The organism is Halonotius pteroides, from assembly GCF_003605635.1.
GTDB lineage: Archaea > Halobacteriota > Halobacteria > Halobacteriales > Haloferacaceae > Halonotius > Halonotius pteroides.
The window spans coordinates 1-12,365 of sequence record NZ_QMDW01000007.1 but is presented as its reverse complement, the minus strand read 5'-3'; the positions used below and the strand labels follow the sequence as shown (position 1 = coordinate 12,365).

Here is a 12,365-nt window from a genome sequence, read left to right as displayed (position 1 = left end):
GACAAACCGTGTCTCACGACGTGAGCAGATTCGCAAGTCGCGTGGCGATTTGAGCACCCAACAGCTGTTTCGACCCCTCGATAACGTCACAGTCGGCGACCGTTTCGGCCTCGCGGTCGACCAACAGCGCGCGGGTATCATCTTCTCCCATCACGGTGGCGTCGTTGGCAACGACAAAACTAAGCCCGATCCGATCGCGGAGCGCGACCGCCTGCTCAAGCAGGGCATCATCGTCGCTGGTCGTTTCAGCCTTGAATCCGATAAGCGGGAGCTCGGGATGGCCCTGACGAATAGAATCGAGCACCTTCGGTGTTGGCTCCAACTCCAGTGTCCGCGCCTCGCCGGAGCGGAGTTTTGCGGACGCTTCCTGTACGGTATAATCGCCGATCGCCGCCGCCGAGATCATCGCGTCGGCAGCCTCGCAGGCGGCGTCGGCCGCGGCCAGCATTTCGGCGGCACTCTCGATTTCGACGACATCGGCGTACGGCACCGCCGGGCCATCGTGAATCAGGGTGACCTCAGCCCCACGGACGTGGCAGGCGCGGGCAATCTCACGGCCGGTGCGACCCGACGCCCGGTTTGTCAGCACACGGATCGGGTCGATCGCCTCGCTTGTCGCCCCGCCGGTGACGACGATGTTGCGGCCGGCAAGATCTTGGGTGGTTGTCGCCCGCGCGGTGGCGGTGACGATAGCCTCGGCGGTGGCGATCTTGGCCTTCCCCTCCTCGATTCTAGGGTCGACAAAGTCGACACCCCACGATTCGACGCGGTCGATGGCCGCAACCACGCCGGGGTGGTCGTACATCGGCTCGTGCATCGCGGGTACGACGACCACTGGAACGTCCGCGCCAAGGGCGGTGGTTGCGGCGGTCGTCACGGGCGTATCGTCGACCGCACCCGCGATCTTGCCGACGGTGTTGGCTGTCGTGGGCGCGATCAACAGCACATCGGCCCAGCCGTCCCGACCGCAGAGTTCGACGTGTTCGACGCGGCCGGTGATCTCGGTGACAACGTCGCGCTCGGTCGCAAATTCGAGCGCCCACGGGTGGATCACGCCGGCCGCACTCTCGCTCATGAGCGCGCGGACGGTTGCACCCTGTCGGCGGAGTTCATGGGCGAGTTCGACGGTTTTCACCGCGGCGATGCTTCCCGTGACCCCGAGGGCGACGTTGACGCCGTCAAGCATACCCCAAACGTGGGGTCGGTAGATAGATAGGCGTTCGGGGTTCGCTACCGCTCCCAATCGAGACGATTGCGCTCGTCGTCGACGAGCGAAGGAAAGGTTCGCTGCTGTTGGTCGTGGGAGGCGGCAAAGTACTCCTGCATCGCCGCCATCGCGGCCTCCTGTCTGGCGCGCTGTTCGGTTGGGTCGATCTCTTCACAGCCCGGCGGCACCTCCCGGCCGCGATCTGTCCAGTAGCCCTCGGGGGCGACCCAGTCGTTGTAGAAGGGGATGTCGCTGTCGTGGATCAGCGTGATCGCGGCTTCAGCCCCATCGCCGGCGGCGATCACAGCCTGATGGTAATGTTCGGCCAGCCGGCCGGCGACGTAGAGACCCTCAACTTCGGTGCGTCCTAGCTCGCCGGCCTCGGCGTACTGTTTGCTGTCGGCCGTTCGCGTGTCGATATCGTAGCCGTCGAGGAACTCGGCATCCGGAAACGAGGCGGCCAACACCCGATCAGCGGTGAGCTCCCGCGTCGGTTCGGTGTTCTCGCCGTCGACGGTAGCATTCTCGGTATCGTCGCTGGCCTGTCCGCCGGTGATGGTGGCCGTGAATCCATTGTCGATATCACCGGCCAACTCGGTGACGGTGCCGGTCTGGTACTCCGCGCCGTTTCGGGTTGCCTGTGCACGGAGCATATCCGCAAACCGGCGGGGGTTGACACCGGCCGGAAATCCCGGCACGTTTTCGAGATGGGCGTTGCGCCGCAGCACCGTCTCGCCATCGTTGATCACCATCGTCTCGATGCCCGCGCGAGCGGTAAACGTCGCCGCCGTCAGTCCGGCGACGCCGCCACCAATTATTAACAGCTCGTGTTGCCCACTTGCGTCCGGTGTCGTTGTCGACTTCGATGACGCCATATCTGTGCTGGTGACTCGATTGATTTTGCAGTATTGGTACAGTATTCGAATACTATCTCCTGCCGATCGGTGAGTTCAGCATTCGATCGTCGGAGGGTCACAACCGACGAGCAGCTACGATCGAACCGACAGCGACGTGTCGTCGGCGACGAGCGTGTACCCCTGTCCGTCGAACAGTTGGCGGCGGTAGCGACGACCGAATACGAAATCCGGTAGTCGTCGTACGCCGAAGCGACGGGCTGGGATCATCGTGATCCTAACAGCTGTCTTACCGTCGCGTTCGTCCGTTGTGACGGTGTAGCGACCCCACGGCTTGTCGCCGACGGTGACGACGAGCTCGAGATCAGCGTTGCTGTCGGCGGCGTCGCCGTCGGCGGTATCGCTGTCGCCAGCGAGCCGCTCAGTCTCAATGGTCATCGTCGCCGAGCGAAGCCCCAACGCCGTCGAGAGGTCATACTCGGCACCCGTTGCTGTCGATCGGATCTCGTCGGCCAGCGCCGCCTGAAATCCGACTACTGGCGGCGTCGCGTCGGTGAAGTCGTCGCGGACAGCCGCGGGCGACCGGTCGGTCGTCAGCTCAATCGTGCCGCCGGTTTTGAACACCGGTGCGGCAAGCGTACCGAGCAGGACGACGATGCCGGCGAGTGCTGGGATGTATGGGAGTGTAAACAGAACAGCGATGCTGATGACGAAGTAGCCGAGACAAGTGAGCGCGCGCAAGGCGAGCGTGCGTCGCCAGTAGCGGCGGGCGGCGGTACGAACGACGGACGGCACGGCTGTTCGGTCGTCAGTGGTAGCATCGCTATCGACAGTGTCGGCGTGGGAGGGCATCGTGTCACCGGGTCAACGCGTCGCAGGGGAAGTTGTTTCGATGCTGTTCGCTGTGGGGGCTGTCAGCGGTCGCGTGAACCAACATTTCATAACCGATGCCGACCTACGCCTTTCTCAATGGCGCAGGCCTCCAATCAGGAACTCACCGATCGGTTCATTCAGTTCTATCGCAACTACTACCGCGACGAGATCGGACAGCTCGCCCAACAATATCCCAACGAACAGCGATCGCTGTATATCGATTACGACGACCTCTATCAGTTCGATGCGGATCTCGCCGAGGACTACCGCTCCCAGCCCGACCAGCTCCAGGAGTACGCCGAGGAAGCCCTCCGACTCTACGATCTCCCAGCGGATGTCAAACTCGGCAACGCCCACGTCCGGCTGCGGAACCTCCCCGAGTCTGTCGACATTCGCGGGATTCGCGTCCACGACAACCATATCGGCAAGCTCGTCTCTGTCCAGGGCATCGTCCGCAAAGCGACTGATGTGCGCCCGAAGATTACCGACTCCGCGTTTGAGTGCCAACGCTGTGGGACGATGAACTACATCCCACAGCAGGACGGCGAGTTTCAGGAGCCCCACGAGTGTCAGGGCTGTGAGCGACAGGGGCCGTTCCGAATCAACTTCGACCAATCTGAGTTCATCGACGCCCAGAAGATCCGCGTCCAGGAAAGTCCCGAAGGCCTGCGCGGCGGCGAGACCCCACAGAGCATCGATATGAACGTCGAAGACGATATCACCGGAAAGGTCACCCCCGGCGATCACGTCACCGCCGTCGGCGTCCTCCACATCGAACAGATGTCGGAGGGCAACGAGAAATCCTCGCTATTCGACCTCTACATGGACGGCGTTGCGATCACCGTCGAAGATGAGGAGTTCGAGGATATGGATATCGAGCAGACGGATATCGAGACGATCATCGAACTCTCAAACGAGGACGATATCTACGACCAGATGGTCGGCTCGGTCGCGCCGGCAATCTATGGCTACGAGGAGGAGAAGCTGGCGATGATTCTCCAGTTGTTCTCTGGGGTGACGAAGAACCTCCCCGACGGCTCGCGGATTCGTGGCGATCTGCATATGCTTCTTATTGGTGACCCTGGAACCGGGAAGTGTGTTTGTGGTGACACAAAAGTGACACTTGGAGATGGCTCGGAGCAACATATCGAAGATATCGTTGAGGAAAATCTGACTGATCCAAAACTGGTCGACGATGGCGTGTGGGATCACATCGATATCGCACTTCCGTCGCTCCAGCAAGACGGGACACTCGGGGTCGGACATGCAACAAAAGTGTGGAAACGGGAAGCTCCCGAACAGATGTATCGAATCACGACTGAACCGGGACATTCGGTGACTGTCACCCCTTCTCATCCGTTGTTTGTACAGACAGACGGTCGCTTCACCGCAGTACGTGCAGACAAACTTTCGACGAGTGATTCGATTTGCGTCTCATCAACCCAGCAAGACGTGTTGGCAGCGAGAGAGACACCGATAGTTGCCGATGGCGGAGGTGTTGTTGCCGAAGAAATAGCATCCATAGAGACGGTCGAATCGACCGAAGAGTGGGTCTACGATCTGGAGGTCACAGGCACACACAACTACCTCACGAACAACATCATCTCCCACAACTCCCAGATGCTGTCATATATCGAAAACATCGCCCCGCGGTCAGTGTACACCTCTGGGAAGGGCAGCAGTTCGGCCGGGCTGTGTGTCACAGGAGATACGCTCGTACACACGAATGAGGGCTTCAGGCAAGTACGAGACCTCGTGACGAGCGATCTGCCTGAACCAGTTGACGACGAGACGGCTGTCGAGAAGGAGGTGGACATCCAGACCTTCGACCGTGAGACGGGTGAAATGAAGAGTGATACGTCGTCGCACGCGTGGCGAATGCCCGAGAAGGAATGTCGACGGCTTGAGACGACCCATGGGAAAGAACTCGAAGCATCCCTCAGTACGCCCGTCCTCACATGCGGATCCGACGGGATGGAGTGGACTGAAATCTCGGCGGTCGAACCCGGCGAGTACGTGGCAGTACCGCGGTACAACGACCTTGACCGGTCGGAAATCGCTGTTCGGGAGTTCTTGGAGTTGACCACTGAGAAGGTACGCCTCGCCGACGAGACGGTCGAGTTCCTTCGCGAGGAGCTGACAGCGGCGTTCGGCTCGTTGCGGGACGCCGCGGCGGCACTCGATCTCTCGGAGAACTTCATCTACCTCCACCTCAAGAATCGCCACGTTCCGCTGGATAAACTCGATCGGATGCTGGAGGCCGTCGGTGCGACCCGCGAGGACGCCAGTATTGAACGAGCGATGCTCAGACACGGCGACAGCATCACGATTCCAAAGACGTTCGACGAGGATCTCATGTACCTGCTCGGGCTCGTTTTCGGAGACGGGGATATCTCGCTGAACCGCCGCGACGGCAACCGCGGGATGGTTCGGATCTCGAACAGCGACACACAGCTACTCGAAGGAGCCGCCGACATCTTCGACGCACAGTTCGACAAACACCCCGATATCGAACGGCGGGCGGACAAAGTGCCTTGTATTCGTATCAACAGTGCGACTATTGCCCGGCTGTTCGCCAATGCCGGGATGCAGACGCCGAAAGATGGGCTGGCACTCGATCCACGGTTGACCACGGCGGCGCACGCGGATGCGTTCCTCCGCGGCCTCATGGACGCCGACGGCTCCGTCTCGGCACGCAACGACGGCGGATCGAGCGTTCTCATGTCGACGATCAGCCTCGATCTCGCCGAACAGGTGCAGTTGATGTTGGAGACCTACGGCGTCCGGGCACAAACCAGAGAACGGGATCGGCGTGGCACGTACGAACTCGCCAGCGGCGGGACAATCGAATCCAAGCACGTCCACCAGCACATCGAAATCTATGGCGCGGACATCGACCGCTATGCCGACACCATCGGCTTTGCATCGTCGGCGAAAGCGGAGGCACTGCAGGAGATCGTCAGCACCGAACGACGCCAGCGCGAAACGATGCCGGTCGGGTCGGCACTCGCCACTGCCGAAGGGTCAGCCGGGGAATACTACATGAACGTCCACCGCGGCGACAACCCCGGACGGGCGCGGGCGCGCTCGATGCTGCGGGATATCGATCTCGGCCCCGCCGAACCGCTCGTCCGTGAAGTGGTGGACGCGGAGTTGCGGTGGGACGAGGTCGTTGCCGTCGAAAACACCGGTGAGAAGGAGGTCTTCGATTTGACCGTCCCGGAGACACACAACTTCGTTGGCAACGGTCTCGTCACACACAACACCGCCGCCGCTGTGCAGGATGACTTCGGCGACGGTCAACAGTGGACGCTCGAAGCGGGCGCGCTCGTCTTGGCCGACAAAGGGATCGCGGCGGTCGACGAACTCGACAAGATGGCCAGCGACGACCGCTCGGCGATGCACGAGGCCCTCGAACAGCAATCCTATCACCCATCCGAGGAGATACTGCTCGCGGACGGTCAGCGGGTCGAAATCGGGACACTGATCGACGACGCGATGGCCGACCGTCCGGAATCGGTTGTCGATGGCGTCGATTGTGAGATCCTGCCGGTCGATGACCTCCGCGTCCACTCGGTTGATCCGGAAACGAGTGAGGTTACGAAACTCCCTGTTGACCGAGTGAGCCGACACGACGCACCCGAGGAGTTCGTTCGGGTGACGATCTCGAACGGGCGGACGGTAACGGTGACACCCGAACACCCGATGTTCGTCGCTGCCGACGGCGAGATCGGGACAGTCGAGGCCGCCGATCTCGACACCGGGGCGTTCGTGCCAGGGCCGCGAAAGCTACCGAACTCCACAACAGCAGTCCCGGTCGAACCGGAGCCACAGCGCGGCCGCGAAGCTGATATCGACCTTCCCGAGACGCTCACCGGTGATCTCGCCGAAATCCTCGGATTACTCATCGCAGAGGGCCACTCGTATGCCGGCTCCGCACACGAAATCGGGTTCTCGAATCAGGACGACCGACTCCTCGGCCGGATGCAGATGCTTATGCAGCGAACCGTCGGGTTCGGGAGTACCGATACGACCAACGCGGCCGGAACGGTGACACAGCGATGGATTTCCACGAAGCTCTATCGGTGGTTCGAATCGAACTTCCCCGGTGTCATGCAGACTGCCCGCGAAAAACGGGTTCCGGATCGCGTGCTCGCTGGCTCCGAGGAGGAGATTCGGCGGTTCCTTGTCGGTGCGTTCGCCGGCGACGGCGGGGTCGAAAGCGAGGCGATATCGTTTTCGACGGCATCAGCCGGGCTCGCAGAGGATTATGCGGACGCACTGTTGAAGATCGGCGTCGCATCGCGGATTCACCGGGATCGGGCCGAGGACTCCTGGAAGGTCTACATCATGGGTGATTCGATCGACCGGTTCGTCGACGCGGTCGTCGATCCGGCGGACGACCGGTACGAGAAGGCACAGGCGTTCGTCGAGCGGAGTGCCGAAACGCGACGGCATCACGACGTGTTGCCGACGAGTGCAGCTGCGGAGATCCGTGCGCTTCGACGCCTGCTCGGGCTCCGACTGACGGGTCAGTTCAAACCCCATCTCGACGAATCCTACGGCGTCCAGATCGAAACCGTCCGTGACCAGCTCGGAACGCTTCGGAGCCGGATCGATGCCGTGGGCGACGGTCTTGATGCGGCCGACGATCTCGAATCGATCCGCGATCTGATCGGCTGGTCGGGACGCCAGCTTGCTGACCGACTCAACGGTGAGACGACGAGTACGATCTACTACGCCGAGGACGGCGGCTACGACGCCGACCGCCGGGGGTCGATGGCGAGCGCTGCGGTCACCGCCGTCGAGGACGCACTTGGCGATGCACGTCGTCGGATTGACGCGCTCGAATCCCGGTGTGAGCTGCGATACTATCGGGTTACGGATGTCGAAACCGTACCGAACGAGGACACCGAGTGGGTATACGACGTAACTGTCGAACCCACCAACACGTTCGTCAGCAAGGGGCTCATGTTGCATAACTCGATCTCGATCTCCAAGGCCGGTATCAACGCCACCCTGAAATCCCGCTGCTCGCTTTTGGGTGCAGCCAACCCGAAATACGGCCGGTTCGATCAGTACGAACCGATCGGCGAGCAGATCGATCTCGAACCCGCTTTGATCTCCAGATTTGATCTTATCTTCACCGTCACCGACCAGCCCGATCCCGAACACGACGGCAAACTCGCCGATCACATTCTCAAAACGAACTACGCTGGCGAGCTAAATACCCAGCGCGACCGGATTGCCACCTCGGAGTTTACCCAACAGCAAGTCGACGATGTAACCGAGGAGGTCGCCCCCGAGATCGACGCCGAACTCCTGCGGAAATACGTCGCTCACGCCAAACGCTCCTGTTTCCCGACGATGACCGACGAGGCGAAGGCGGCGATCCGGGAGTTCTACGTTGACCTCCGATCGAAAGGGGCCGACGAGGACGCCCCGATCCCGGTCACCGCCCGAAAGCTCGAGGCCCTCGTCAGGCTGGCGGAGGCGAGTGCACGGGTACGGCTTTCGGATACCGTTGAGGCCGAGGACGCCGATCGATCGGTCGATATCGTTCGCTCCTGTCTGCAGGATATCGGTGTCGACCCCGAAACCGGGCAGTTCGACGCCGATGTCGTCGAGACAGGCACCTCGAAGACGCAGCGTGATCGGATCAAAAATATCAAGGGGCTCATCAGCGATATCGAAGAGGAGTTCGAAGAAGGCGCGCCGATCGAGGAAGTGTTAGATCGGGCCGACGAGATCGGGATGGATGCTTCCAAAGCCGAACAAGAGATCGAGAAGTTGCGACGGAAAGGCGAGGTGTACGAACCGAAGCAGGATCACCTGCGGACGACCTGACGAGCGTCGGTCGGCCTCTTCGCCTTGCTACTGTGTGCAGCGTTCGCGCTGTGTTTCAGCTGCCTCGATGACCGCCCGCAACGAGGAGTGATCCCGCGTGGGGACGGCTGATGCCGCAAGGCGGTCACGACACAGTTCACAGAGCAGTGACAGCTCGTCCGTTGTAAATACCCCGTCGGCTTCGAGTCGGTCAAGAATCCGAGAGACGCGTTCGATACGAACATCGTCGACGGTGGTTCGGTCGACAGCGTCTCGAAGCCAGTGCTCGACGGTTGCGTGGGCAGCCCAAGCCTCGGCATGCGGCAGTTCAAGCCGGCCACAGGGGTCGGTTACGGATGCTGTCATACGCGTGCCTCCATTCGTGAGAGGGGTTGCCACATACATAATACTCAGCTTCAAATTATCTGTGCTGATAGTGAATGACAATCAGAACCCGAGTGCGGGTGTCGAGAAACGGGGCGACAAACCGCCTACGCTGTTGGTTCTGAGAACGTTGACTGGTCTGTTTGCTCGCCGCGACATGGGACACCGAAGCGGTCGAGAACGCGGGCGAAGGTCTCCGGCGACTGCCCGGCACGCGTCGCGGCCTGTGTGAAGCTGAGTGTTCCACAACGGTACAGGGTGAGTGCGATCGGTAGGCTATCTGTGGCCATACGCTCTGTATAGGATAGTAGATTATAAGTCTACTGTGAGAATTAGTGTCGTAGTATGGCCGTAAAATAGAAATAACTGATTTATTGTTTGTATTTAAACTCGGAAATTTGTGAATGTCTATCTCAAATTTCTAGTAGGGTTGGGTACGTTGTGCTGTTCGGTTCGTCGTTGCCTCGTGCGAAGTCAACGGAGCTAACTTACTCGGCCATAGTAGAAGGGGTATGGACAGACAACAGATCATTGCGGTCATCTTTACCGTGCTGATGGTCGGCTCGATGGTCGCTTGGGGCGCGACGCTGATTTAGCCGTCGCCCCAGACATCTGACAGCGGATGATCGGCCCGTTGATCAGCGTCAGCATCGGTTCGTGTCTGCCCGCTGGATGATGTCGACTCGTTGCGATGCTGCGTCACAGACCGCTGACGACTTCCGGTGCCGGCTGAGCCATCGAGTCCGGCGACGGCCGCGGCAGGATCAAACGCCGGGAGCGTCGGCCGCGAACACCGGTCGACCTGCTCGCGGAACCACGGCGGCATGTCGGCGGCAGCCCGATCAAAGAGATCCAACAGACTCGAATCGGCGAGATAAGTCGCCCCATAGTCATCGGGGGCGCGAACTACCCGCCCGCAAGCCTGAATCACCGTCCGCAACGCCGTCCGGTGGTACCACGCCCACTGGTCGTCTTCGAGCCGGCGAGCGACCCGGGAGTCGTTCGTGTTGAGATACGGGGCCTTACAGAGCACCTGCCAGCGAGCAAGGTCGCCGTTGAGATCAAGGGCTTCCTCCATTTTGACCGCGATGAAGACCTCGGGGTCGTCGCTGGCTTTCCACGCGGTGAGTTCGTCGTCCCGGCTTGCTTTGGTGTGGGTTCGCACCCGCGAGCCGACGCCAAACTCAGCCAGTCGGTCAGCCAGCTCCTCGGCGATCGCATAGGAGTGGGCGTGGATCAACCCGTTTTCCTCGGGGTGATGCGCCATCAGCCGGACGATCAGGCGGGCAATCTTCGGCAGCGTCTCCCCACGATGCTCGTAGGTCATCTTACCCTGTGTCACATCATAGAGCGGGCGGTTTTCCACCGGGAACGTGTGTTCAACGTCGACAAGCGCGACGCGGTCAGGATCGAGGCCGACCTGCCGACAGAAGGCCTCCTTGTTGAGAATCGTCGCCGACAATAGCGCGAAGGCCTCGCCGCGATCCCAGACTGTGTGGTGGAGATACCGAGCGGGATCAAGCGGTTTGATCGTGATCGCTGTCCCCTCCCCACCGGACTGATCGACGACCCAGGTTGTCTGGCTCTCGGGCTCGCGGTAGTCGTCGACGAACCAGTTGAGCTCCGAAATAAGTTCGCTCAGACGGTCACGACGGGCGACCGCCTCGGGGGTGAGTTCAGGCTGTGCGGTCAGGTCGTCTTTCGCCTGCGAGCAGACGCCCGCCAGCGTCTCCGCGAAGCGGGCGGTGCGGTCGAGTGGGTCGTCGGCACCGGCGATATCGGGAACGCCGACATCGTCCCAAACCGGCACGCGTTCGGGGGAGAGCTCGATCGTTGCGTACATCTCGGCCCACTCGGCCAGTCCGTGCGCTTCGTCGATCACGACGACATCGCGTTTCCCGAACACGTCGGAGCCAGCGGTCTGCATGAAATATGCCAGCGTCATCGCGGCGTACGGCTGGGCGGAGGCGATCGCTCGGTCGGAGAAGTACGGACAGCGGTGTTTGACCGAGCAGTCGAAGCCGGACTCCCGCGCACAGGGAGCCTGATCAACCGGCGTGTCGTGTTCGCCGGGCAGCAGGCAGGTGTAGTTGCTCTTCCCGCGGATGATGTTGAGATCGTCGAGCAGCGAGTCGGCGGCGACATCGTCGAGTTGGGAGACCTGCGGCGTCGTGTAGTACGCCCCGGTCGCCTGGGCGGGCTCGGCGGTCTGTTTCGAGCGCGCACAGCCCATGATCGCTCGCGCCAGCAGGGATTTCCCGCTCCCGGTCGGCGCGCGAACCAACACCACGTCGTTGCCGGCCTCGTAGGCCGACTGGATGTCGCTGAGGGCTTGGTTTTGCCCAGCCCGAAACTCGGGGGCTGGGAAGGATTCGACGATGCGGGCGGGCTTCACGGCCGTCGGTCGGAAGGCTGGAGAAAAAAACGTAGGGATTGCGGTGGGGTGGTCATCGGTGTCGACAGCGAGTCTCTGAGGCGGCCAAGCAGCACAAAAAACATCGTTCAACAAACTCACAAGTAGTTGCGCGTTATTACAGTCACTATGGAGCGGCTGTACATATACACCGGCGCGTTCGCCGTAATCGGACTTTCACTGGGCGGGCCAGCAACACGCTCACTCGCTGCTGGAGACCATAGCATCCCGATACTGCTTATGGCGATCGGCGGGGCTGGGATGACCGTCACCGCTGTCTACGAAGCACTGGAAACTGACCCTGAGGAGTTTATTGCCTCGGCTATTTCCATCTTCGCGTTAGTTGGTGCCGCTTGTTTGACGCTTCTCGGAACAGTTCTCTCCGCGATTTCTGGGGCTTGAGTGGGCTGTGCTGAGCGATTGAGGCGGATCACTAGACCGGTGAGGCGTTCACGAGCCGAATGTAGCTACTCGTCGTCAGCCGGCGACCCGTCCGCATCGTCGGCGGTCGGCAACGCAGCCACGTCCTCGGCGGTTGGGTCGTGGTCATCTGGCAGGCGGTCGACACAGTCGAGACAGAGGAAGTGCTCGCTGCCGTCGGCGAGTTCGAGGATCATCCCATCGGTCGGCCCGAAATCAAAGCTCCAGATGTCACCGATCCCGCCGGCGATCTTGACCTTCGTGTCGCAGCCGTCACACCGCCGCGTTGTCATTGGATGATAAAGGGCCCCCGACGGTTTTACTCCACCGCTCATCACCTACACCCGGCGTGAACGCCGGGGTTTGTCAGTGAACTCCCGGTCTACCC

At 61.2% G+C, this 12,365-nt stretch carries 10 protein-coding genes; 3 read left to right on the top strand and 7 right to left on the bottom strand.

Annotated elements, in window-relative coordinates:
- Positions 1-13: 13 nt before the first annotated feature.
- The 3 genes from coaBC to DP106_RS06130 all read right to left on the bottom strand — a co-directional run bounded on the left by coaBC (position 14) and on the right by DP106_RS06130 (position 2,913).
- Positions 14-1,186 (bottom strand): bifunctional phosphopantothenoylcysteine decarboxylase/phosphopantothenate--cysteine ligase CoaBC, encoded by a 1,173-nt coding sequence (gene coaBC, locus DP106_RS06140; protein WP_120084105.1) that lies wholly within the window; start codon positions 1,184-1,186, stop codon positions 14-16.
- Positions 1,187-1,230: 44 nt separating this feature from the next.
- Entirely contained in the window at positions 1,231-2,082 is an 852-nt protein-coding gene (locus DP106_RS06135; RefSeq protein WP_120084103.1) for an NAD(P)/FAD-dependent oxidoreductase, read from the bottom strand.
- Between the two features lie 114 nt (positions 2,083-2,196).
- Positions 2,197-2,913: a hypothetical protein gene (locus DP106_RS06130; protein WP_120084102.1), complete on the bottom strand. Its 717-nt coding sequence runs from the start codon at positions 2,911-2,913 to the stop codon at positions 2,197-2,199.
- A gap of 117 nt (positions 2,914-3,030) precedes the next feature.
- Here DP106_RS06130 and DP106_RS06125 point away from each other — a divergent pair, with 117 nt between their 5' ends.
- A complete protein-coding gene (locus tag DP106_RS06125) occupies positions 3,031-8,781 on the top strand; it encodes an LAGLIDADG family homing endonuclease (RefSeq protein ID WP_120084101.1) in 5,751 nt (1,916 codons plus the stop codon).
- A 27-nt stretch (positions 8,782-8,808) separates the two neighbouring features.
- On the opposite strand, the gene DP106_RS06120 is transcribed toward DP106_RS06125, so the two are convergent.
- Positions 8,809-9,126 carry a DUF7853 family protein gene (locus tag DP106_RS06120; RefSeq protein ID WP_120084099.1) on the bottom strand — a complete coding sequence of 106 codons (318 nt, stop codon included), beginning with the start codon at positions 9,124-9,126 and terminating at the stop codon, positions 8,809-8,811.
- Positions 9,127-9,251: 125 nt separating this feature from the next.
- Entirely contained in the window at positions 9,252-9,434 is a 183-nt protein-coding gene (locus tag DP106_RS06115; protein ID WP_120084098.1) for a hypothetical protein, read from the bottom strand.
- A gap of 222 nt (positions 9,435-9,656) precedes the next feature.
- Here DP106_RS06115 and DP106_RS16540 point away from each other — a divergent pair, with 222 nt between their 5' ends.
- Positions 9,657-9,740, top strand: a complete 84-nt coding sequence (locus DP106_RS16540; RefSeq protein WP_120084097.1) for a surface glycoprotein — start codon at positions 9,657-9,659, stop codon at positions 9,738-9,740.
- On the opposite strand, the gene DP106_RS06105 is transcribed toward DP106_RS16540, so the two are convergent.
- Positions 9,737-11,539, bottom strand: coding sequence for a helicase C-terminal domain-containing protein (locus DP106_RS06105; RefSeq protein WP_120084096.1), 1,803 nt, complete (start codon positions 11,537-11,539; stop codon positions 9,737-9,739). The genes DP106_RS16540 and DP106_RS06105 overlap by 4 nt on opposite strands.
- A 147-nt stretch (positions 11,540-11,686) precedes the next feature.
- On the opposite strand from DP106_RS06105, the gene DP106_RS06100 reads away from it, so the two are divergent.
- Entirely contained in the window at positions 11,687-11,959 is a 273-nt protein-coding gene (locus DP106_RS06100; RefSeq protein ID WP_120084095.1) for a hypothetical protein, read from the top strand.
- 65 nt (positions 11,960-12,024) lie between these two features.
- Here DP106_RS06100 and DP106_RS06095 read toward each other — a convergent pair whose 3' ends face one another.
- Positions 12,025-12,270, bottom strand: coding sequence for a DUF7561 family protein (locus DP106_RS06095; protein ID WP_120084093.1), 246 nt, complete (start codon positions 12,268-12,270; stop codon positions 12,025-12,027).
- Positions 12,271-12,365 lie beyond the last annotated feature (95 nt).

Bases quoted from the DNA above. Each gene is read 5' to 3' on its own strand.
- DP106_RS06115 (WP_120084098.1), bottom strand. From the start codon at position 9,434: ATGGCCACAGATAGCCTACCGATCGCACTCACCCTGTACCGTTGTGGA.
- DP106_RS16540 (WP_120084097.1), top strand. From the start codon at position 9,657: ATGGACAGACAACAGATCATTGCGGTCATCTTTACCGTGCTGATGGTC.
- DP106_RS06095 (WP_120084093.1), bottom strand. From the start codon at position 12,270: ATGACAACGCGGCGGTGTGACGGCTGCGACACGAAGGTCAAGATCGCC.
- DP106_RS06125 (WP_120084101.1), top strand. From the start codon at position 3,031: ATGGCGCAGGCCTCCAATCAGGAACTCACCGATCGGTTCATTCAGTTC.
- coaBC (WP_120084105.1), bottom strand. From the start codon at position 1,186: ATGCTTGACGGCGTCAACGTCGCCCTCGGGGTCACGGGAAGCATCGCC.
- DP106_RS06100 (WP_120084095.1), top strand. From the start codon at position 11,687: ATGGAGCGGCTGTACATATACACCGGCGCGTTCGCCGTAATCGGACTT.
- DP106_RS06120 (WP_120084099.1), bottom strand. From the start codon at position 9,126: ATGACAGCATCCGTAACCGACCCCTGTGGCCGGCTTGAACTGCCGCAT.
- DP106_RS06130 (WP_120084102.1), bottom strand. From the start codon at position 2,913: ATGCCCTCCCACGCCGACACTGTCGATAGCGATGCTACCACTGACGAC.
- DP106_RS06135 (WP_120084103.1), bottom strand. From the start codon at position 2,082: ATGGCGTCATCGAAGTCGACAACGACACCGGACGCAAGTGGGCAACAC.